Raw genomic sequence first — 21,384 nt, forward strand, 5'->3', positions numbered from 1 at the left:
CGCGCGACCGCAATGCTATGTCGACGTGCCACAGGGGCAACGCTTCGACAAGCACCTGTGATTATTGTAGAAAAATCAACAGACCGCCGCCGGAGTCCGCAATGCCCTTTCCGCCCGCCCCGCCTGTCCGCCTGACCGTCCGGCAGGAACGCTTCCCCATCCGTGGCACCTTCCGCATTTCGCGCGGTGCCAAGACGGAGGCTGTGGTGCTGGTGGCGGAACTGGTGGATGGCGACGGCCATGTCGGCCGCGGCGAATGTGTGCCCTATGCCCGCTATGGCGAAAGCGTGGAGGGGGTGGAGGCTGCGATCAACGCCATGGCCGATGCCTTCGCGCGCGGGTTGAGCCGCCGGGCGCTGGCCCATGCCATGCCGGCCGGTGCCGCCCGCAACGCCCTGGATTGCGCGCTATGGGATCTGGAGGCGCGGCGCACGGGCCGTCCCGCCTGGGAACTGGCGGGTCTGGCCCCGCCGGAACCGGTGGTGACCGCCTTCACCCTGTCCATCGACACGCCCGAGGCCATGGCCGCCGCCGCTGGCGGCGTGGCGCGTCCGTTGCTGAAGCTGAAGCTGGCCGGTGACGACGCTGACCTGGATCGCGTCGCCGCCGTGCGCGCCGCCGCCCCGGCCAGCCGCCTGATCGTGGACGCGAACGAGGGCTGGAAGCCCGACGACCTCGCCACCCTGCCCGACGCCTTCGCCCGGCTGGGGGTGGAGATGATCGAACAGCCGCTGCCCGCCGGGGCCGATCAGGCCCTGGACGGGTTTAAAAGCCCGATCCGCATTGGCGCTGATGAAAGCGCCCATGGGCTGGACGGGCTGGAAGAACTGGCCGCCCGCTATCAGGTGGTGAATATCAAGCTGGACAAGACCGGCGGCCTGACGGAGGCGCTGGCGGTCAAGGCGCGGGCGCAGGCGCTGGGCCTGGATGTCATGGTCGGCTGCATGGTGGCCACCTCGCTGTCCATGGCACCGGCCCTGCTGCTGGCGCAGGGGGCCGATTATGTCGATCTGGACGGGCCGCTGCTACTGGCCCGCGACCGTGAACCGGGCCTGATCTATGAGGGCGCGCTGGTCCGTCCAGGGGCGTCGGGCGTCTGGGGCTGATGCTGCTGCAACGCAGCTACTCGCGGTCTATGTCTTTTGGGCAGGACCTTATGCGGATGTTGGTGGATTACCCTGGCGGGCGTGTATGTCATAGTTGAACCGGAAGTTGGATCAAGCAGTCCCCGCGATGAATAAACCGCAGAGCGCCCACACATTGCCGTCGCATGACATGCAGGTCATGCTGGCCCAGCACACGCTTTTCGCCCGTGGTCACGCGGGAAAGCGACTGGAAATGCGCCTGCAGAATCTGTCGGGCATCAAGCTGAACAATTTCGACCTGTCGCAATGTCTGCTGCTGGCCTGCAACCTCTCATATACGGACCTGGAGGGGTGCAGCTTCCAGGCGGCCAACCTGTCGAACAGCCTGTTCATCGGCGCCAACCTGAAACATTGTGATTTCACGCGCGCCGACCTGCGCGGCACCCGTTTCTATAAATCCGACCTGCAACAGGCCAAGATGACCGGGTCGGACATGCGCGTCGGTTCCATCACGCTGAACAGCGGCGGGGTGGCCAAGCAGCGGGAATTCACCACCGACCTGTCCTTCTGCAACATGGAGGAAGCCACGTTGCAGGATGCCGTGCTGCATAATGTGCGGCTGCGCGGCGTGAATATGCGCAACGCTGACCTGTCGGGCGCCGACCTGTCGGGCGCGGACATGCAGGGTGTGGTGCTGCTCGGCGCGCAGATGCAGCGGGCCAAGTTCACGGGTGCCAATATCAAGAACGCCGTCTTCACCGTGAATGACGAGACGCGCCGTCTTTTCGCCGGCAACCCGGCCTTTGAGGAACATCTGGCCAATCTGCGTGAAACCGACCGGATTGTCGCCGCACACGAGGAATGGGTGAACACAGCGGGCCGAAGCGGGTCACGCGCCGATTTCGCGGGTCTGGCCCTGCGTGGTGTCGATCTGCGCGGTCGCGAATTGTCTGCCGTGTCGTTCCGGGGGGCCGATCTGACGGGGGCAAAGCTGGCCCATGCCCGTCTGGCGGCGGCGGATTTCAACGGTGCTACCCTGGCCTATGCCGAACTGTCCAATGCCGATCTGCGCGGGGCCGGCATGGAAAATGCCCGCCTGCTGCACACGATTGTGGATGGGGCCGATTTCGGTGACCTGGAGTTGCGGGGCGGCGGCAAACTGTCCATCCGGTTCGCCGGCGCATCGATTGAGTGGACGAATTTTTCACAATGTGTGATCACATCCGAACAATTGGCGGGTGCTGTTTTACGTGAATGCCCGATGCCGGACGAACATTGATTTTCAATCATCAATATTAACTTATTAATCATTTTCTTTTGCTACTGAACGCGCCACTATCCTTCCGTCGCGCGTCATGACAGTCGTCGTATCTCCGCGTGACAATCCGAATGCACACGGTTGAATGTTTATGGCGGCTCCAACTCCTGATACCGGGTCCCCGCGCACGGACCTGACGACGCATCTGGCCATGCACTCCATGTTTCTCAAGAACAAGGGTGGGCGGCGGCTGGAATTGCGTCTGGCCAATATGGAAGGATTGCAGCTGAAAGGGTTCAACATGTCCCAGGCCACGCTTTTGGCCTGTAACATGTCGCAAACCAATCTTGAAGGCTGCAAGTTCCGGGAGACCGATCTCGCCAACAGCTTGTTTATTGGGTCCAATCTTAAACATTGCGATTTTACTCGCGCCAACCTGCGCGGCGCACGTTTCTACAAATCCGATCTGGCCCAGGCCAAGCTGGATGGCAGCGACATGCGCATGGGCAACCTCACCTTGCACCGCAAGGGGGAGGATGTGGTCAGCCGGGAGTTCGTGACCGACCTGTCCTTCTGCAATCTGGAGGAGGCGTCGCTGGAGGATGCCGTGGTGCGCAAGGTGCGCCTGCGGGGTGTCAACATGCGCAACGCCAACCTGTCCAACGCCGATTTCAGCGAAAGCGACCTGCAGGGTGTGGTGCTGCTGGGGGCGAAGATGCAGGGGGCGAACTTCCTGCATGCCGATATCAAGGACGCCACCTTCACGGTGGATGACACGACCCGCCGCCTGTTCCATGGGCTGCCAGCCTTCACCGAGCATTTGCAGAACCTGGCAGAGATCGACCGCATCGTCGCCCAGCATGAGGAATGGGTGGATAGCGGCGGCAAGGTCGGCACGCGGGCCGATTTCACGGGTCGCAAGATGAAGGGCGTGGACCTGCGCGGGCGTGAGCTGTCGGCCATGTCCTTCCGGGGGGCCGATCTGTCGGGTGCCCAGTTGAGCCACGCCAAGTTGGCGGCCAGTGATTTCAACGGTGCCAACCTCGCCTATGCCGACCTGTCGGGCACCGACCTGCGGGGTGCGGGCTTTGAGGGGGCGACCCTGCGCAACACCGTGCTGGAGGCCGCCAATATGGAGGATCTGCAATTGCGGGGCGGCGGGTCGCTGCCCGTGCGTTTGCGCGACGCCGCCATTGAGTGGGTGGATTTCACGGGCGTTGTGATACCGGTGGACAGGCTGAAGGGCCTGAAACTGCGCGACTGCACCCTGCCGGAGGCGATGGTGCAGACGGCGGATGCGCCCTGATCCGACAGGCGGGGACGGCGGCGGGCGTGTAAGCAGGACATGATCCAAGGTCCCGCCATGCGCCCCATCATCCTGACCGCCCTGTTGCTGCTGACTGCCTGCGCCTCCCACGCCGATGGCCCGCCCGGTGGCGGGCCGGAGGGGCGGCGGCCCATAGGGCGACTGCCATTATCGCTGTCGGGTGAAATACTGGGCCGTCTGGCCCCAGACGAGGCCGCCTATGCCGATATTGTTCAGGCCTGGGCGCGCGGCCTGGATGGCAATGGCGACGGTTTCCTGTCGCCCGATGAACTGAAACCCGACATTGCCCACTTCTTTCTTTCCGTGGATGCGGACAAGGACGCGGCCATCAATTCCCGCGAATTGGGGGATTACCGCATGGCCCGAATGGCGTCCCTGCGTGGCGGCCCCGGCCCGAGCCCCGATGGTCCCCCGCCACCGGATGCCCCACCGCCAGGCGGGGAGCGCCGACCGGGCGGCGGCGGCATGGGCATGATGGGTGGCGGTGGTGCCGACAAGGTGATGGAGGCCGACCGCAATCTGGATTTCCGCGTCACGCGGGACGAGTTGGAGGCCCTGACCCTCGACCGTCTGCGCGCCCTGGACAGCAACCGTGATGGCAAAACCAGCCTGGAGGAAATCCGCGTCGGTGCCGTGGCCGCCTATAATGAACGTCCCATGCGCGGCGGCCCCGGCGGCATGGGCGGACGGCGCGGCGGGGGTGGTGGCGGCCCGCCGGGTGGCGGTGGCCCACCGCGTTGATCCGCCGCCATTCCGCCTTTTTCGGCTGGCAAGCATCCTGGCCACCCGCTAATCAAGGGTGTGTTGATGATGGAGCGGTGGATGCGGCAGGCGATGGCGTGGCGGATGGCGGGCGGTCTGGCCCTGGCCCTGGTTCTGGCCTCCTGCGGCGGCGGGGATAAATACCGGCCGGGTATCCGCTACAGCGCCGTCAGTCCGCTTGGCGAACCGCTCAACGCCCCAACCCGCGATGCCGAGGTCTACCGCGCCACCATGCGCGACTGGTTCGCCCGGACCGATGCCAACAAGGACGGCAAACTCTCGCTGGCGGAGTTCACGGGCGAGGCGGCGCGTGTCTTCCCGCTTTATGATCTGAACCATGACGGGTTCGTCACCTCCTATGAACTGACGCAATACCGGGTCAGCCTGCCGACCCATGCCGCCCCCGCCGACAGTGGCCGCCGTCTGCGCCCCGGCCGCATCGACATGACCCCGGACGAGGCGGCGACGGTGCAGAGAGATGGGCGCGGTCGGCCCGATTACCGCATGGGGATCGACCCCGTCATGTCCGCCGACAGTAACGCCGATTTCCGCGTGACACCCGACGAACTGACGGCAGAGGCCGCGCGTCGCCACGCCATCATGGACAAGAATGGCGACGGCACCGTCTCCCTGTCCGAATTCATGGATCAGGCAGAGGGTCCGATGCGCGCCTGGGCCGTGGACTGATCCCGCTGCTCCCATCTACCTCTTAAGCACAGCCAAGCCCTTGGCACCCCATTTGCTTTGAACCCCCTATCCATTGGCATAGGGGGTTCCCATGACCGAGTTCGGCCTGTTCATTGTCCGCCCGCCGCAGGGTGTAGCCACCGTCGCCGCCATCCACCCGTCCCGCGCGGATGATGCCCGCGTCACCCTGAAGCGCTTGCGCAGCGGCGGCTTCATGATCAAGGCCCTTTCAAAGGCCACCGTCCCGTCGAATGAGCCGGAAAGCGCCCGCCTGCAACTACAGGGGCTGGTGAATGGCATGTTCGAACAGGCCCCTTATCGCCCCGCGGTCTCCCTGGTCTGGTAGTGCAATGGTATTTGCATTATGCAAGTAATGCATTATGCAAATCGTTCTGCCAGCCCAGCCGCGCATGCTCAATAAAGCGGGTCAGGGCCGCCGTCATCACGCTGTCACGGCGGTGGATCAACTGCGTCGGTGCCACGGCCCACGGCGCCGGTGCTTCATGCAGCGACAGCGAAGCGCGTAAGGGGGACCGTTCCACGGCGGCCAGCGGCAGCAGCGAGATGCCGATGCCGGCGGCGACCCCGCCGATAATCCCTTCCAGCGTGCCGAATTCCTGCATCCGCGCCTGTCTGATGCCAAGACCCGCCAGCAGGCTTTCCAACCGTTCGCGATAGGCACAGCCGCGCCGGAAGCACAGGGCCGACAGGCCGGGCCGCGTCTGCAAGGCCTGCCAATCGGCCCCCGCCGCCGTGACCAACACCATCCGTTCCACCCCGACATCGGCGGCGACCAGATCGGGATGGTCGATGGGACCGCCCACCAGGGCGGCATCCAGGCGATAGGCCAGCACCTCCTCCATCAGCACCCCGGTCCCCCCGGTGCGCAGGCTCAGTTCGACATCGGGAAAGGCGGCGTGATAGGCGGCCAGAACGGGCGGCAGCCGGCAGGCCGCCGTCGTCTCCATGCTGCCGATGGCCAGTTGCCCGCCGGGCTGGTCGGGGTTCAGCAGGTCCCACAGGCTGTCGCGCGCCGCGCGCAGCGCTGCCGCCACCTGTCGTGCATGCGGCAACAGCCGCTCTGCGGCCCGTGTCGGCACCACGCCGCGCCCATTGCGATGAAACAGCGGCACGCCCAGCCCGGCCTCCAGCGACCGAATGCGCGCCGTCACGTTCGACTGCACACAGTTCAGCCGTCGCGCCGCCGCGGTCACGCCCCCTTCCTCCACCACGGCCAGGAAGAAGGAAAGATCGGTGCTGTCCATTGCGTACCCATCAATCACATCGATTTCTTCTATTCAGACAATTCATTTTTCTTGATGTCAAGGGCATGGCACGGTCAAGGGCCTTGATGGGTCATGGAGTGTCGGATGTCAGGGGTGTGGCGGCTGGCAATGGCGGGTCTGGCGGGAACGCTGCTGGGCGTGGGGCTTGGGCGCTTCGCCTATACGCCGCTGCTGCCGGCTCTGATTGGTGAGGGCTGGGTTAATGCCCCCGGTGGTGCCCTGCTGGGGGCCGCCAACCTGACCGGCTATCTGCTGGGGGCCGTCACGGCCGCACGGGCGGGGCGGATGCTCGGGCCGGTGCCGGTGCTGCGCTCCGCCATGCTGTTGGTCGCGCTGTCGCTTTTGGCCTGCGCCTGGAATGGCGGGTTGCTGTGGCTGGGCGTCTGGCGGTTTCTGGCGGGGGTGGCGGGGGCAGTGCTGATCATCCTGGCGGCCCCGACCTTGATGGCCCAGGTGCCGGTGGAGAAAAAGCCCCTGGTGGCCGGCATTGTCTTTTCCGGTATCGGCATTGGCGTCATGATCACCGGCACTGCGCTGCCCTGGCTGGCCCTGTCCGGGGTTGCCATGGCCTGGGCCGGGATCGGGCTGCTGGCGCTGCTGCTGACGGGGCTGGCCTGGGGGCAATGGCCGTCCGGGGTGCGGCCTCTGGCGACGGGCGCGCCTGCTGCCGGCCGGTCCTGGCCGCTCTGGCTGTTCACCCTGGCCTATGCGACCGACGGCATGGGCTTTCTGCCGCATACCCTGTTCCTGTCCGACTTTGTGGCGCGCGGCCTAGGGCAGGGGGTGGCGATGGGCGGGGCCTATTGGTTCCTGTTCGGGATCGGGGCCTTTTGCGGGCCGCTGCTGGTGTCGCATCTGGCCCGCGCTATCGGCTTTGCGCCTGCCCTGGTGCTGGCGCTCGGCGCTAAGGCGATCGCCGTGGCCCTGCCGCTGCTGTCATCGGCCCCCTGGCCGCTGGGCCTCTCGGCCATCCTGGTCGGGGTGCTGACGCCGGGTGCAGTGGCCCTGGCCTCCGGGGTGGCGGGGCAGCTGGCGGGGGCGGCGGGCCATACGGCGGCCTGGGGCCGGATGACGGCGCTTTATGCCCTGTTCCAGGCGGCGGGCGGCTACGCCCTGACCGCCCTGTTCACCCGGACAGGCAGCCATCTGCCCCTGTTCGCGGCGGGTGCCGCCATCCTGGCCTTCGGGGCCGTGGCGGGGCTGGCCGGCTTGTCCTTGATGAAAAAGGAAAACAAGTCATGAAGCTCTATATCGCCAAGACCTCCCCCTATGCCCGCAAGGTGCTGGCCCTGATCCATGAAAAGGGGGTATCGGTCGATGTCATCACTCTGGACCCCTGGATCGACCCCGCCGACCTGCAATCTGCCGTGCCGTCCGGCAAGGTTCCGGCCCTGGTGACGGATGAGGGCTGGTCTCTGGGTGAAAGCTGGGCCATCGCCGATTATCTGGACGCCACCCTGCCGGGCCGCCGCCTGCTGCCGGCGGATGGTCCTGACCGCTGGCGTGGCCTGCGCCTGTCGGCCCTGGCCCAGGGCCTGCTGGATGCGGCCTTCAGTGCGGTGATCGAAGGGCGGCGACCGGTGGGCGAACGTTCCCCCGCCTGGGTGGCGCGGCAGAAAGCGGCCATTGCCCGCACCGTGGCGGTGCTGGAGGCGGCGGTGGATGATCTGACGGCGGAAGGCTTCGGCCTGGGCGGCCTGTCTGTGGCCTGCGCCCTGGATTATCTGGATTTCCGGCATGGCGATCTGGACTGGCGGGCCGCCCATCCCGCACTTGCCGCCTGGTTCGCCACCGTCATCGACCGGCCCTGCTTGCGCGCGACGGACCCGCGCTGACACGCTATGCTGGGCGATCCCAACGGAGGATATGCCCATGCGCCGCCTGCTGCCGCTCCTGCTGCTTTTGTCGCTCACCCTGCCTTCCCGCGCCGCCGACCCGGTGATTGAAGATCTGGGTTGGCTGTCGGGCCAGTGGTTGGGCGGGGAGGGGGAGCGGCGGATGGAGGAGCATTACATGCGCCCCGCCGCCGGCATCATCGTCGGCATGAGCCGGACCGTCAGGCCAGGCAGGCCGCCGGAGGTGGAATTCATCCGCATCGGACCGGGCGCTGATGGCAGGCTGGCCTATCACGCCCACCCGCAGGGACAGGCCCCGGCCAGTTTCACCCTGGTCGAGTCTGCCCCCGGCCTTGCTGTTTTCACGAACCCGGCCCACGACTTCCCGCAAAAGGTCACCTATCGCCGCGATGGCGACACCCTGTCGGCCACCATCGAAGGGCCGGGCAAGGACGGGCAGGTGAAGCGCTTTGGCTGGTCCTGGCGGCTGGCGGGGGCCGCACCCTGAAACCTATCCTTCTGGACTGCTGCAAAATCGTCAAAATCGCCGCCGCTGCGGGACGACGCTTTAAGAAAGGGGTAACATATTCAAAACAAGAGAAAATGGAGGAGTGCCCATGTTCACCCTCTCTGCGTCCCGTCTGTCTGCCCTGCTGCTGCTGGGCCTGCTTGCGGTGCTGCCCCAGTCGGGTCAGGCCGCCAATGACCCCCTGAAATCGCTGACATGGCTATCTGGTCAATGGGTGGGCCGCGACGGGCCAACCCGCACAGAGCAGCATTTCATGAAGCCTGGTGACGGCGTCATGCTGGGCATGCGCCGGTCCATGTCGCCCTCGCGCGGGGCCGATACAGAATTCATGCGTATCGTGGCCGAACCCGACGGCTCTGTTATCTATTACGGTCAGCCAATGGGCAGCAACGCCGTGATCGCCTACAAGCTGGTCGAATCCGGGGACAATATGGCGGTGTTCGCCAATACCGACATCGCCTATCCACAGCGCATTGTCTTCAATCGCTATGGCGGCAATGTCGTGGCGGCGCTAGAAGGACCTGACGGCAATGGCGGCGTGCGCCGTTTCCGCTGGACCTGGAAGCGGGCGGGCGACGCGCCCTGATCGGCAGTATCTGGGTGAGGTCGAACTTTGTGCATGGCGTTGTTTCAACGCCACGCGCCGACCAGTTCGACCTCGTCCCCGCCCATGCCGCGCTTGAACGCCGTCACCCCCGGCGCTTCGTCGGGCAGGATGCCGCCCAGGTCGAACCAGTCCCGCCTCTGGCGCCTCAGTTCCTGCATGGCCCGCCACAGCAGCAGATTATGCGCCCGCGCCGCGCGGCCCGCCGCGTCGGACCAGCCGATCTGGTATGTGGCGGCCTTGCCATGGCCTATGATCAGGATGCCGGCCACCGGCACCCCGTCCTTGACGGCGCGCAGCAGCAGGATATCGCCATCCTTGTGCATGCCCGTCCGCATGCGGATCACCAGCTTGGGTGACGGCCCGCGATAGCGTTTGGCTGCCTTGTCCTTCTGGTACTGCTCCAAAAGCCAGGGCAGCTGCGTCTTGCCGTCGCGGTCGATCTCCACGCTCAGGCCCGCGCGTTCGGCCTGATTCAGCGCATTGCGCCATTTCTGCGCCAGCCGGGCGCGCAGTGCTGCCTCGTCGCGGCGCAGATCGACCCACAGGGTCCGGTATCCCGGTGTCTTATCGCGCCGGAACCCGGCCCAGCGCATCATGGCCTCTGCCTCTTCGCCTGCCCCCCATTCCGGGACGACGGCGGTCCAGTTCAGGGGCCCGCTGGGATATTCCTTGCGGATCAGCTTCATGACCATGGCGAAGACGGCGGGCTTGCGTGCTTCGGGCCGCAGCAGCGGCCCACGGTGCAGGCGCGCCACGCGGATCAATTTGAACACGCGCCGCTCGCTCATCACCACCAGACCGATGGGCCGGTCGGACAGTTCGATAATGCCCAGGCGGGGCCGCCAGCCCTCCACCGTCAGCATGGCCTGATTGTATCCGAACCCCTGCGTCAGGCTGCTCTGCCCGCACTCGGCCAGCAGGCGGGACCATTCCGACAGGCGGCCCACGTCCCAGACGATGCGCAGATTGGGGATGGTCTCTTGGTCGGTCATCGGGGATTGCAACTCGCGGGCGGGAAGGCGAGAGTGCCCGTCTTGCCCGCCCGCTGTCGAGTGATCATGCGCCGCACCGTTTCGCCCCCCTGGTGGCACCCCGACCATTTCCAAAAAAAGCGCCCGCATCTGGCCGTGCGGCAGACGGTGATGCGCACATTGCGCCGCTGGTTCGAGGAACAGGGGTTTGACGAGGTGGAGACGCCTTCCCTGCAGGTATCACCTGGACTGGAGGTGCATCTGATGGCCTTTGCGACCGATCTGATCGGGCCACACCCCGATGATCGCCGCCGCCTCTACCTGCACACCAGTCCTGAGTTCACCATGAAAAAGCTGCTGGCGGCAGGTGTGCCCCGGCTGTTTCAGCTCTCGCATGTCTATCGCAATGGTGAACGATCCGGCACGCACCATCCGGAATTCGCCATGCTGGAATGGTATCGGGCGGGGGCCGGCTATCGTGACCTGATGGATGATTGCGTGGCCCTGGTCCGCGCGGCCTGTGTTGCGGCGGGCAAGGATAAGCTGTGTTTTCGGGGCGTTGAATGCGATCCGTTTGCGGACTGGCGCGTGTTGAGCGTACAGGATGCCTTCCTGCACTATGCCGGCATTGATCTTCTCGCCACCGCCCCAGATCCCCTGCGCCCCGACCGAGACCGTCTGGCGGCAGAGGTGACGCGTATCGGCATCCGCGTAGCCGACAGTGACACCTGGGAAGATTTGTTCTTCCGGGTCAGCCTGGATCGGATCGAACCGCATCTGGGCATGGACGTGCCCACTTTTCTTTCCGACTACCCCGTCTCCATGGCGGCGCTTGCCCGTCCCAAGCCGGATGATCCGCGCGTGGCGGAGCGGTTTGAGCTGTATGGATGTGGGGTGGAACTGGCTAATGCCTTCGGTGAACTGACCGACCCGGTCCTCCAGCGCACGCGGTTTGAGGCCGACATGGCCGAGAAGGAACGGCTCTACGGCGAACGCTACCCGATTGATGAGGATTTCCTGGCAGCATTGCCGCATATGCCCGACAGCGCCGGCATTGCCCTGGGCTTCGATCGTCTGGCCATGATCATTGCCGGTGCCGATAGTATCGATGATGTGCTGTGGGCACCGGTGGTGGTGACTTAAAGTGCCTGCTGCGGTCACGACCAAGGGTTCAGCACCGTGACGCCCGTATGCTGCACATCACGGATGTTCCGTGCCGCCAGCGTGAGATTGTGCTGCACCGCTTGCGCGGCGAACAGGGCGTCAATTACCGGCGGCGGGTGGCCAGCGTGACGCTTGACGCGGTTACTGAGGGTACCCCAGATGAGCATCGTCTGTTCATCGATGCCGATGATCCGCCCCAGGAAGCGTCGCCGCAATGCGGCCAGCTGTTCCTCAATACGCAGGCGCAGGGCGTCGTCGGTCGGCAAATGGGCAATACCCTTCTGATATTCGCCGAAGCTCAATATGCTGAGATGAAGGGCACTCTCCGGTTGGGCCAACAGCCACTTCAGAACATTGGCATCGCTGCGTCTGCCTGCCACCTCCGCGATGACGTTGGTGTCCAACAGCCATGCCGTCAAAGGGCGATCTCCCGTTCAGCATCATGATCGCGCTGTAGATCGATACCGGAAAGGCTGTCCAGGCTGCGGAGGAATGAACCCAGCGGCACCTTATGTTCCTGCGCGGCTGGGGACATGGGGGGTGGGGGAACCGGAACGACCATGACCGGTGCTTGCCCTCTCAGGGTAACGACCTGCGGCCCTTCCGCATGGGTCCGACGGATCAGTTCACCCAGGTGATCGCGTGCGGCCCGCCCGGTCCATGAACCGGCATTGGCGGGGCGTTTCGCCCCGCCGCCCGATCCACTCCGCCTTGCCTGCTTGGTGCCGGACATTGCCCGTTCCTCTGGTCCTATTTAACCATCATAGGTCAGGCGGTGGCTCTCTTCAATTCACAACGCTGACGGCGCGGCGGTTCTGGGCCCAGACATCGGCGGACGAACCGGCCACGGCGGGGCGTTCCTTGCCGAAGGAGATGACTTGCAAGCGGCTGCCATCAATGCCGGCGGCCACCAGATACCGGCGCACGCTGTCGGCGCGCTTCTGACCCAGGGCCAGGTTGTACTCCCGCGTGCCGCGCTCGTCGCAATGACCCTCGATGGTCAGGGTGATGGCGGGGTTGGCGCGCAGCCACTGTGCCTGCTGGTCCAGGGTCGAGGCCGATTCCGGCGACACTTCGAACTGATCCAGACCGAAGAACACGCGGTCACCGATCTGCGCCAGCTGCTGCTGCGGGGACAGGTTGGAATTCAGGTTCGACTGTTCGACGCCGGTGGTGGGTGTACCGGTGCCGGGGAACGGCGTGGTGTAGCCGCCGCCGCTGCTGCTGGCATCCTTGTCGCGGTCGCTGACCGATGAACAGGCCGCCAGCGCCATCAGGGGTGCCAGCAGCAGAAGATTGGTGCGCTTCATCTTGTATCTCTCATTCCCAGATGTTTTCCACCGGTCGGCAAGACCGGCGGCCCCGCATCATCCAAGCCTGCGATTGCGGCGGGACTTGGACCAAAGCCGGGCCTGTGTTGGGCATATGGCCGGATCAAGCGTGGCCCACATCGGCCGACAGCATGGACAAATTGATGCCCAGGCTGGCCAGGGCGCGTTCCCATTTGCGGTCCTGGTCGGTATCGAACAGGATGCGATTGTCGGCGGGCGCGTGCAGCCAGCCATTCTGCTGCATCTCCTCGTCCAACTGACCGGGGCCCCACCCGGCATAGCCCAGCGCCAGGATGGCCTTCTGCGGCCCTTGGCCCTCCGCCACGGCGCGCAGGATATCGACTGTGGCGGTCAGCACGACCTGATCGCTGACCTGCACGCTGCCCTCCCGATTGTAATCGGCGCTGTGCAGAACGAAGCCGCGCCCCGATTCGACCGGTCCGCCGAAATGCACCGTCAATTCACGGGCCGGCTGCGTTACTTCAATATCCAGCTGTTGCAACAGGCTGGTGAAGCTGATCCCGTCGAACAGCTTGTTGACGACCAGCCCCATGGCCCCTTCGGCATTATGGACGCAGATATAGATCACGGTCTTCTCAAACCGCGGATCGGGCATCTGCGGCATGGCGATCAGGAACTGACCGGTGAATGAATTCAGGGGTTTCTTGGGCGATGTCGGCATGGGCTGCGGTGTGGCTTTCATCCTGTGACCCGATCATAGCAGCCTGGGCCGCCGGTGGGGGTGGTTTTTCGCAAACGCCCTTTTGCTTGTCGCAAGATCGGGTGTGGCCTAGAAACGGCGCATAGGTTCAATCAACGTCCCCTTTGTGGAGGATACCCAGATGAGCGTGAAGGTTGGCGACCGCGTCCCGTCGGTCACCTTGAAGCACCTGACCGAGTCCGGCATGCAGGAGGTCAGCACCGACGACCTGTTCAAGGGCAAGAAGGTCGTCCTGTTCTCCGTCCCCGGTGCCTTCACCCCGACCTGCTCGGCCAAGCACCTCCCGGGCTTCGTGGACAATGCCGACGCCATCAAGGCCAAGGGCGTGGAAGACATTGTCTGCATGGCCGTGAACGATCCGTTCGTGATGCAGGCCTGGGGCAAGCAGAACAACGTGGCCGGCAAGGTCACCATGCTGCCCGACGGCAATGGTGCCCTGACCAAGGCCCTGGGCCTGGAAATGGACGGCACCGCCTATAATCTGGGCCACCGCAGCCAGCGCTTCGCCCTGGTCGCCGAAGATGGTGTCGTCACCCGTCTGGAAGTGGAAAAGCCCGGCGCGTTCGAAGTGTCGAGCGCTGAGCACATTCTGAAGGTGCTGTGATCGTAAAGGCGGACCGGCCTTTCCCCCATCCCCCTTAAAAGGTGGGTGGGGGAAAGGGGAATGGTCCGCCCCAAATCAAAGTGAAATCAGGCGGCGCGGGAATAACCTTGGGCCGCTCGCACTGCCGCCAGCGCGTGGCTGACAAGGTCCGGGCGTCGCGAGGCATACTCAACCTCCCACGCCCACGGCTCACCATCGCGCGCATAATGCACGATCAGGCCGGGTTCCGGCTCCCGTCCGCCGACATTTGCCTCATCCCCGACATCGTCGCCGGGCCAGGGGCGTAGTTCGACCCACAGCATATCGGTACTGGGTTCATAGAAGATCGGGCCGATCTTGTCGTTCATGGTTTGAAGCCTCTATCCCAGAAGGCATTCAGGATGGTTTCACCATCAGGTTCGACAATGACGCGCAGCCATTTGCCGGTTTGCGCATTCCATCCCCAATATCACACACGACCATCGCTTTGTCGCACCTGTTGAATGGGCGCGGCCAGCACCGCCAGAACGGCCTCTGACGTGATGTTTTGCCGATCTGGCCGCCGCATCGCGGCATCGAAATAGGGGACGCGCCAGAAAGGGGGCGGGGAAGGCGGGTCCCGGTCATTTCTCACCCCCGCCCGGCCAGCAAACTTTCCGCCGCCGCGCGGGCCGCCTGGGTGATTTCGGCACCCGACAGCATGCGGGCTACTTCTTCCAACCGCTCTTCCATCGACAGGGCCACAACCTCTGTGGCGGTGCGCCCGGCGCTGACCTTCTTGCGGACGTTCCAGTGATGGGCGCCGCGTGCGGCCACCTGCGGGCTGTGGGTGACGACCAGGACCTGCAAATCGTGCTGGCCCAGCCGGGCCAGACGTTCGCCGATGGCATCGGCCACGGCCCCGCCCACACCCGTATCGATCTCGTCGAACACCAGGGTCGGCACGGTCCCCACCTGCGCCAGCACCACCTTCAGCGCCAGCATGAAACGCGCCAGCTCACCGCCCGACGCGATCTTGGCCAGCGGTCCCGGCGGGGTGCCGGGGTTGGTGGCGACCTGGAAGGCGATATCGTCGATCCCGGCGGCACTCCATCCCTCCTCGCCCAGCTGTTCCACCTTGGTGGCGAATCGCGCCTTTTCCAGGCGCAGGGGCTTGAGTTCCGCCGCGACCGCCTGATCCAGCTTGCCCGCCGCTTTGGACCGCGCCGCCGACAGGGCCTTGGCCGCCTCCAGGTAACTGGCCTTGGCCGTCTCCGCCTGCGCCGCCAGTTTTGACAGAAGGTCACCCTGATCCTCGATCAGGTTCAGCTTGGCCGCCATCGCGGCGCGCAGGCTGACAAGGCCGTCCACATCCGTCCCATGCTTGCGGGCAGCGGCGCGCAGGGCGAACAGCCGCTCTTCGATCTTGTCCAGATTGCCGCCATCGCTATCCATATCGGCGGCAAAGCCCTGGATGGCGCGCGACGCCTCGCCCACCTCGCTGGCCGCCTGATCCAGGACGGAGATGATGGGGTCCAGCTTGCCGCCGGCCTTGTCGGCGATGCGTGACAGGGTGCGCAGCGCCGATGCCAGGGCCCGTTCCGCCCCGCGTTCGCCCGACAGCTCGGTCGATGCCTGGGTCAGGCTCTCGATCAACTTTTCGCGGTGCTGCAGCACGATACGCTGTTCGGCCAGCGACTTTTCTTCGCCCTCCTCGGGCGACAGCTGGTCCAGCTCTTCCACGGCGTGGCGCAGGTAATCCTCTTCGGCCCGCGCGCGATTGGCATCCTCGGCGGCCGTCAGGCGGGCCTGTTCCACCTGCCGCCAGGCGCGCCAGGATGCTGCCACCTTCTGCCCCTGCACCGACAGTTGGGCGTAATCGTCAAGCAGGTCGCGGTGGGTGCGCGGGTCCAGAAGCCCATGGGTGTCGAACTGCCCATGCACCTCCACCAGCGTTTCGCCCAGCCGGCGCAGCAAGGTCACGCCCACCGGCTGATCATTCACGAAACAGCGCGACCGCCCGTCATTGGTCAGCGTGCGGCGGATGACCAGCGTGTCCTCCACCTCCAGCTCCTGCTCGCGCAGGATGGCGAAGGCCGGGTGGTCACCGCGGCGGCCCAGGTCGAATTCGGCGGTGACGCTGGCCTGTTCGCAACCATGGCGGACGAGGCTGCTGTCGCCCCTGGCGCCCAGCGCCAGACCCAGGGCGTCCAGCAGGATGGATTTGCCGGCCCCGGTCTCCCCGGTCAGAACGCAAAGCCCCGGCTGGAACGCCAGCGTCAGGCGTTCGATCAGGACGACGTCACGGATCGACAGGGTGACAAGCATGGCGCAGCCAGGACAATGGAGAGGGAGATCAGAACAGCCAGTCGACGGCCCGCTGGAACAGCGACGGCTTCACGCCGCGTTCGCTGCGGTTCATCAGGGCGTAGGTATCCTGATACCAGACAGAGCCGGGATAATTATGGCCCAGCAGGGCAGCATTGGCCTGCGCCTCTTCCCGGATGCCCAGGGCCAGATAGGCCTCGACCATGCGGTGCAGGGCTTCCGGCACATGGCTGGTGGCCTGATATTCGTCGACCACGCGGCGGAAGCGCTTGATGGCGCCCATATATTCGCCGGTGGCCATATAGAATCGGCCCACTTCCATGTCCTTACCGGCCAGATGGTCGCGGGTCAGGTCGATCTTCAGGCGGGCATCGCGGGCATAGGGTGTGCTGGGGAACCGGCGGACCACTTCCTGCAGGTTCTTCAGCGCCTCATAGGTCGTGCCCTGGTCGCGGCGCACATCGCTGATGCGTTCGTAATTGCACAGCGCCTTCAAATAGAAGGCGTAAGGCGCATTGCGGTTGCCGGGATGCAGCGCGATGAAGCGATCCAGCGTCGTGATCGCGTCATCATATTTCAGCGCCTGATAGTGCGAATAAGCGGCCATCAGCTGCGCGCGCACGGCCCACTGGCTGTACGGGTGCTGGCGTTCGACCTCGTCGAACAGCAGGGCCGCCTTGGTATAGTTGCGGTTGTCGATGGCGTTGGCCGCCTCGGAGTAGATCTGCTCTACCGGCCGCTCGACATAAGGCAGCTCATCCTTCTTGCCCGAGCAGGCGGCGAGGAACATGAGGGCGACCGGCGCCAAATGGCGGAGGACACGGGCGCGGCGGTTCGGACGTTCGGTGCGGAGCATCGGCAAGGACAACCAAGCAGCAAGCATGAATGCGGGATGCCTTATAGCACGCACGGGACCGCCACCGCCAAGCGGCAAACGTCACGGGCACGCACGCAAAGGCGCTTTTCGCGGAAGATGGGTGCAAATCCTGGCGGAACCATGGCATACGAGGCCCCGTTATCACTGTTCCGCCGGGGGGCGCGCCGCTTGCAGCATGGAATCCGGCCTGTCCTCGGCCAGCGCCTTGTCAAAGCGGCGGCGCAGCGCCTCGCCCTCCGGGCCGGGTCGAAAGCAGACATGCAGTGTCTTGTCTTCCAGCAGACGGGGATTGAAGCGCAGGCCCGCGCGCAACGGTCGCAGGTCCGGGTCCGCCGATAATAGATGTGACAGGACATTGGCGTCGATCACCGCCATGTCCAGTCTTCCCGCCGCCAGCTTGCGCAGGTTCGTGGCGTCATCGACCGCCGGCTCCACGCTGAGCGTGCCGTCGGTGGCGGCCAGGTCAAAACTGTCGGTATTCACATAGCCGCGAACCGTGCCAATGCGCCGCCCCCCGAGATCGGCAAGGCTGCGCCATGTCACCGGTGCCGCCGTTCGTTCGGCAAAGCCCAGCGGGCTGCTGCCGATGGGGGCAGACAGCAGGCATTGGGCACGGCTGGCAGCCGTTTGATATTCCGGGAAATATCCCGCGTGGCCGGGGGCCTTCAGGCCCGTTACCACGGCCCGCTGCCAGGGCAGGAAGCTCACGTCAACGGACAGACCCGCGCGGGCCAGGGTGCGTTCCACAATGGCGGTGGTCAGCCCCCGGTTCGGCAGGTTCTCGCCACTGAAAGGGGGCCAGTCGAGACTGGACAGCCGGATGGTGATACCCGCGCCATCAGGGGCGGTGTCGGCGCGGGCCACGATCACGGCTGCCACAGCCATCAAAAAGGCCATGGCCAAGCCCCGCAGGGTGGCAAGAAGCAGGCTGGGAAATGGCCGTCGCAACATCGCTCGCCCTCGGAACGACGTGATACTGCCCTATGATGCGGGAATTGCCAGTGACAGTCCCGTGAAAAAAAAGGCGCAGGATGAACCCGCGCCCTCTTTTATCATGGGAATGAGATGCCCGAACAGCTCACGCCACGGCGGCGCGACCGTCCCAGATTTCTGCATCTTCCCGACGCCAAGCGCTGCTGTCGGCGAACAGGGCGCGCAAGATGGCGTTGTTCATGGCGTGGCCAGGGCGCAGGCCCTGGTAATGGCCCAGGATGGGGCCGCCTGCCAGATACAGGTCGCCGACGGCATCCAGGATCTTGTGACGGATGAACTCATCCGCGTGGCGAAGGCCACCCGGATTCATCACCCGGTCGCCATCAATGACGACGGCATTGTCCAGCGACCCACCCAGGCCCAGGCCCGCCTTGCGCATCGCCTCCACCTCATGGGCGAAGCCAAAGGTGCGGCAATCGGCCACTTCCGCCTTGAAGGCACCGTCGGTCAGGCGCAGGAACCCTTCCTGACGGCGGATCAGGGCGGTGTTGTCATAGATGATCTCAGCACGGAAGCTGCTGACCGGGGCGGGCGACAGGCTGACGATCTTATCGCCATCCTGCACGCGCACGTCCTTCAGCACACGGATCAGGCGGCGGGGCTGATCCTGCTGCTTAATCCCGGCGCATTCGATCAGGAACACGAACTCCGCCGAACTGCCATCCATGATGGGCAGTTCCGGGGCGTCCACCTCGACCACGGCATTATCGATGCCCAGGCCGCGCAGGGCGGCCATCAGGTGTTCGATGGTGCCAATGCTGGTGCCATGCTCGTTCTTCAGAAGGGTGCAGAGACGCGTATCCGCCACCAGATCCCATCGGGCCGGAATGACGGCGTGGTCGGCGGGGACATCGGTACGGATGAAGCAGATGCCATGGTCGACCGGGGCCGGACGCAAGGTCATGCGAACCCGGCGGCCCGAGTGCAGGCCGACACCAGCGCAGTGAATGGTCGTATTGAGCGTCTGTTGCCAGGACATGGGCTTGTCCCTTTCCGATAAATCGACAGTAACGCCCCCTGATACGGAAATCCAGCCACCGGCTCCGAATGGCTGTCCCGACCTTGGCCGGGGGCCATGTGGAGTGCAACGCCATCCCACCTGCGTTGCAATGCGGTAATTCTGATCGCCGCATCGTCAAAATGACAGAGTGCGCGTCCAGCTTCAAATCACTCTTTGTTACCGATTGTTACGGCGAAGACTGGTAAGTGCCTGAAACGTATTCATAATTTTGTCTTAATTGTGGCGGTGACCAAAAAGGAAAGGGGCCGGTCCCCGCCGGACCGGCCCCTTGTGCGTTGCGATAAGCGTTTGATTTTGAACGAAGTTCAGAGTCTCAATTCGCCTGACGACGCAGGAAGGCGGGGATGTCCAGCATCTCTTCCTCGCTCTGCGCGGTCTTGGGACGAGGGGCCTGCGGGGCAGCCTGGGCCACCGGCTGCGGGGCAGGGGCCGGGGCGGCCTGACGGGCCGCCTGGGCGTTGAACTGCGGGGCTGGTGCCTGCGGGGCGGGGGCCGGCATGCGCGGGGCGGCCGGGGCCGGCTGCGGGGCGCCGCCGCCGAACAGCTTGGCGAACAGGCCGCGCTTTTCGGGCTGCGGGGCCGGCGGGGTGAACCGCTCCGGTGCCATCGGCTGGCTGCTGCGCGGGGCACCTTCGGCCGCGCGCGGCGGGATGAAGGCGTCGTCGCGCCGCGCCGGGGCGGCCGGGCGCATGTCGGACGGGCGCAGTTCGTGCTGCGGCTGCGGGGCGGTCGCGGCGGCCATGGCCACGGCGGCCTGGGCTTCGGCGGCTTCATCCGTCACGACCGGTGCCGCTTCTTCCGTCACCGCCACGGCAGCACCCGGCATCGGGGCCGGCTGCATCGGGGCGAAGGCGGGGGCGGCGGCAATGCCGGGGATGGCGGCGGGCTGCAGGGCCGGGCGGGCCGGGATCGGGTTGGCCGGGGCCGGCGGGATGCTGGCAACGGCGGCAGCCGGGGCGGCGGCGGGCGCCGGGGCCGGGGCGACACGGCGGCCCGACACGACCTGCAACTGCGGCTGGCCCACGGGCGGACGCTGCTGCACGGCATTGTCGATGCCGGTGGCAACGACGGAGACGCGCATCTTGCCCGACATATGTTCGTCGAAGGTGGAACCGAAGATGATGTTGGCTTCGGGGTCGACCTCGTCACGGATGCGGTTGGCGGCTTCATCCACCTCGAACAGGGTCATGTCATGACCGCCCGTGATGTTGATCAGCACGCCGCGCGCGCCCTTCATGCTGATATCGTCCAGCAGCGGGTTGTTGATGGCGGCCTCGGCGGCGTCGATGGCGCGGCGATCGCCCTCGGCCTCACCGGTGCCCATCATGGCCTTGCCCATCTCGCTCATCACGGTGCGGATGTCGGCAAAGTCCAGGTTGATCAGGCCGGGCATGACCATCAGATCGGTCACGCCGCGCACACCGGCATGCAGAACATCGTCGGCCATCTTGAAGGCGTCGGCGAACGTCGTCTTCTCGTTGGCGATACGGAACAGGTTCTGGTTGGGGATGATCAGCAGCGTATCGACATACTGGGCCAGTTCGCCAATGCCGCTTTCGGCGGTGCGCATGCGGTGCGCGCCTTCGAAATTGAACGGCTTGGTGACCACGCCGACCGTCAGGATGCCCTGTTCACGCGCCGCACGGGCGATGACGGGGGCGGCACCCGTGCCGGTCCCGCCACCCATGCCGGCGGTGATGAAGCACATATTGGTGCCCGACAGATGGCCCAGGATTTCTTCCAGCTGCTCTTCAGCAGCGGCACGGCCCACATCGGGGCGCGATCCGGCACCCAGGCCGCGGGTGATGGTGGAGCCCAGCTGAACCCGCTTGGAGGCGAGGTTACCCTGCAACGCCTGCGCGTCGGTATTGGCCACCACGAACTCGACCCCTTCCAGCGCGGAACGGATCATGTTGTTGACGGCGTTGCCACCGGCACCACCGACACCGAACACGGTGATGCGGGGCTTGGTCTGCACTTCGACGCTGGGGATACCGAGTTTGATGCTCATCGCTGTGGGCTCCTCTGGCGGGGGAGGGA

At 65.4% G+C, this 21,384-nt stretch carries 24 protein-coding genes; 12 read left to right on the forward strand and 12 right to left on the reverse strand.

Translation table 11 applies throughout. From position 1 onward, the window contains the following. The first annotated feature begins 101 nt into the window (after positions 1–101). From dgcA to ABC729_RS02080, 6 genes are all read left to right on the forward strand, one after another. Positions 102–1,106, forward strand: a complete 1,005-nt coding sequence (gene dgcA / locus ABC729_RS02055) for an N-acetyl-D-Glu racemase DgcA (protein ID WP_495606001.1) — start codon at positions 102–104, stop codon at positions 1,104–1,106. Positions 1,107–1,233: 127 nt separating this feature from the next. Then, on the forward strand, positions 1,234–2,364 hold the full coding sequence (locus ABC729_RS02060; RefSeq protein WP_495606002.1) for a pentapeptide repeat-containing protein: 1,131 nt from the start codon (positions 1,234–1,236) through the stop codon (positions 2,362–2,364). Positions 2,365–2,563: 199 nt separating this feature from the next. Beyond that, complete coding sequence (locus tag ABC729_RS02065) at positions 2,564–3,649, forward strand: pentapeptide repeat-containing protein (RefSeq protein WP_495606003.1); 1,086 nt, start codon at positions 2,564–2,566, stop codon at positions 3,647–3,649. 57 nt (positions 3,650–3,706) lie between these two features. After that, on the forward strand, positions 3,707–4,411 hold the full coding sequence (locus ABC729_RS02070; RefSeq protein ID WP_495606004.1) for a hypothetical protein: 705 nt from the start codon (positions 3,707–3,709) through the stop codon (positions 4,409–4,411). Between the two features lie 66 nt (positions 4,412–4,477). Further along, positions 4,478–5,119 carry an EF-hand domain-containing protein gene (locus ABC729_RS02075; RefSeq protein WP_495606005.1) on the forward strand — a complete coding sequence of 214 codons (642 nt, stop codon included), beginning with the start codon at positions 4,478–4,480 and terminating at the stop codon, positions 5,117–5,119. Positions 5,120–5,210: 91 nt separating this feature from the next. Next, positions 5,211–5,465, forward strand: coding sequence for a hypothetical protein (locus ABC729_RS02080; protein WP_495606006.1), 255 nt, complete (start codon positions 5,211–5,213; stop codon positions 5,463–5,465). Between the two features lie 16 nt (positions 5,466–5,481). Here the strand turns inward: ABC729_RS02080 and ABC729_RS02085 are convergent, their stop codons facing one another. Continuing rightward, positions 5,482–6,384: a LysR family transcriptional regulator gene (locus ABC729_RS02085; RefSeq protein ID WP_495606007.1), complete on the reverse strand. Its 903-nt coding sequence runs from the start codon at positions 6,382–6,384 to the stop codon at positions 5,482–5,484. Between the two features lie 105 nt (positions 6,385–6,489). On the opposite strand from ABC729_RS02085, the gene ABC729_RS02090 reads away from it, so the two are divergent. The 4 genes from ABC729_RS02090 to ABC729_RS02105 all read left to right on the forward strand — a co-directional run bounded on the left by ABC729_RS02090 (position 6,490) and on the right by ABC729_RS02105 (position 9,355). Further along, the gene (locus ABC729_RS02090) at positions 6,490–7,647 is read left to right on the forward strand and encodes a YbfB/YjiJ family MFS transporter (RefSeq protein ID WP_495606008.1); all 1,158 of its coding nucleotides are present in this window, start codon (positions 6,490–6,492) and stop codon (positions 7,645–7,647) included. Next, positions 7,644–8,240, forward strand: coding sequence for a glutathione S-transferase family protein (locus ABC729_RS02095; RefSeq protein WP_495606009.1), 597 nt, complete (start codon positions 7,644–7,646; stop codon positions 8,238–8,240). Before ABC729_RS02090 ends, ABC729_RS02095 begins: the two co-directional genes overlap by 4 nt. Before the next feature lie 37 nt (positions 8,241–8,277). Next, positions 8,278–8,748, forward strand: coding sequence for a DUF6265 family protein (locus ABC729_RS02100; RefSeq protein ID WP_495606010.1), 471 nt, complete (start codon positions 8,278–8,280; stop codon positions 8,746–8,748). Between the two features lie 109 nt (positions 8,749–8,857). Beyond that, on the forward strand, positions 8,858–9,355 hold the full coding sequence (locus ABC729_RS02105) for a DUF6265 family protein (protein ID WP_495606011.1): 498 nt from the start codon (positions 8,858–8,860) through the stop codon (positions 9,353–9,355). Positions 9,356–9,399: 44 nt separating this feature from the next. On the opposite strand, the gene ABC729_RS02110 is transcribed toward ABC729_RS02105, so the two are convergent. After that, on the reverse strand, positions 9,400–10,368 hold the full coding sequence (locus tag ABC729_RS02110) for a lipid II:glycine glycyltransferase FemX (RefSeq protein WP_495606012.1): 969 nt from the start codon (positions 10,366–10,368) through the stop codon (positions 9,400–9,402). A 66-nt stretch (positions 10,369–10,434) separates the two neighbouring features. Here ABC729_RS02110 and epmA point away from each other — a divergent pair, with 66 nt between their 5' ends. After that, positions 10,435–11,490: an EF-P lysine aminoacylase EpmA gene (epmA, locus tag ABC729_RS02115; protein ID WP_495608626.1), complete on the forward strand. Its 1,056-nt coding sequence runs from the start codon at positions 10,435–10,437 to the stop codon at positions 11,488–11,490. 14 nt (positions 11,491–11,504) lie between these two features. Here epmA and ABC729_RS02120 read toward each other — a convergent pair whose 3' ends face one another. The 4 genes from ABC729_RS02120 to ABC729_RS02135 all read right to left on the reverse strand — a co-directional run bounded on the left by ABC729_RS02120 (position 11,505) and on the right by ABC729_RS02135 (position 13,545). Beyond that, a complete protein-coding gene (locus tag ABC729_RS02120; RefSeq protein WP_495606013.1) occupies positions 11,505–11,930 on the reverse strand; it encodes a type II toxin-antitoxin system VapC family toxin in 426 nt (141 codons plus the stop codon). Then, positions 11,927–12,244 (reverse strand): type II toxin-antitoxin system prevent-host-death family antitoxin, encoded by a 318-nt coding sequence (locus tag ABC729_RS02125; RefSeq protein WP_495606014.1) that lies wholly within the window; start codon positions 12,242–12,244, stop codon positions 11,927–11,929. The genes ABC729_RS02120 and ABC729_RS02125 overlap by 4 nt, the downstream gene beginning before the upstream one ends. A gap of 52 nt (positions 12,245–12,296) precedes the next feature. Then, a complete protein-coding gene (pal, locus tag ABC729_RS02130; RefSeq protein WP_495606015.1) occupies positions 12,297–12,821 on the reverse strand; it encodes a peptidoglycan-associated lipoprotein Pal in 525 nt (174 codons plus the stop codon). A 124-nt stretch (positions 12,822–12,945) separates the two neighbouring features. After that, positions 12,946–13,545 carry a YqgE/AlgH family protein gene (locus ABC729_RS02135; RefSeq protein WP_495606016.1) on the reverse strand — a complete coding sequence of 200 codons (600 nt, stop codon included), beginning with the start codon at positions 13,543–13,545 and terminating at the stop codon, positions 12,946–12,948. 139 nt (positions 13,546–13,684) lie between these two features. Between ABC729_RS02135 and ABC729_RS02140 the strand changes: the two genes are divergently transcribed. Next, positions 13,685–14,167 carry a peroxiredoxin gene (locus ABC729_RS02140; protein WP_495606017.1) on the forward strand — a complete coding sequence of 161 codons (483 nt, stop codon included), beginning with the start codon at positions 13,685–13,687 and terminating at the stop codon, positions 14,165–14,167. An 86-nt stretch (positions 14,168–14,253) separates the two neighbouring features. Here ABC729_RS02140 and ABC729_RS02145 read toward each other — a convergent pair whose 3' ends face one another. The 6 genes from ABC729_RS02145 to ftsZ form a co-directional block, all read right to left on the reverse strand. Continuing rightward, the gene (locus ABC729_RS02145) at positions 14,254–14,514 is read right to left on the reverse strand and encodes a hypothetical protein (RefSeq protein WP_495606018.1); all 261 of its coding nucleotides are present in this window, start codon (positions 14,512–14,514) and stop codon (positions 14,254–14,256) included. A gap of 262 nt (positions 14,515–14,776) precedes the next feature. Next, positions 14,777–16,453 (reverse strand): DNA repair protein RecN, encoded by a 1,677-nt coding sequence (gene recN / locus ABC729_RS02150; protein WP_495606019.1) that lies wholly within the window; start codon positions 16,451–16,453, stop codon positions 14,777–14,779. 28 nt (positions 16,454–16,481) lie between these two features. Further along, complete coding sequence (locus tag ABC729_RS02155; RefSeq protein WP_495606020.1) at positions 16,482–17,243, reverse strand: outer membrane protein assembly factor BamD; 762 nt, start codon at positions 17,241–17,243, stop codon at positions 16,482–16,484. A 228-nt stretch (positions 17,244–17,471) separates the two neighbouring features. Next, positions 17,472–18,227, reverse strand: coding sequence for a substrate-binding periplasmic protein (locus tag ABC729_RS02160; RefSeq protein WP_495606021.1), 756 nt, complete (start codon positions 18,225–18,227; stop codon positions 17,472–17,474). Positions 18,228–18,408: 181 nt separating this feature from the next. Beyond that, positions 18,409–19,302: a UDP-3-O-acyl-N-acetylglucosamine deacetylase gene (gene lpxC / locus ABC729_RS02165; protein WP_495606022.1), complete on the reverse strand. Its 894-nt coding sequence runs from the start codon at positions 19,300–19,302 to the stop codon at positions 18,409–18,411. A 355-nt stretch (positions 19,303–19,657) separates the two neighbouring features. Then, a complete protein-coding gene (gene ftsZ, locus ABC729_RS02170) occupies positions 19,658–21,355 on the reverse strand; it encodes a cell division protein FtsZ (RefSeq protein ID WP_495606023.1) in 1,698 nt (565 codons plus the stop codon). Positions 21,356–21,384 lie beyond the last annotated feature (29 nt).

Source organism: Niveispirillum sp. CC-CTL257 (genome assembly GCF_059489915.1).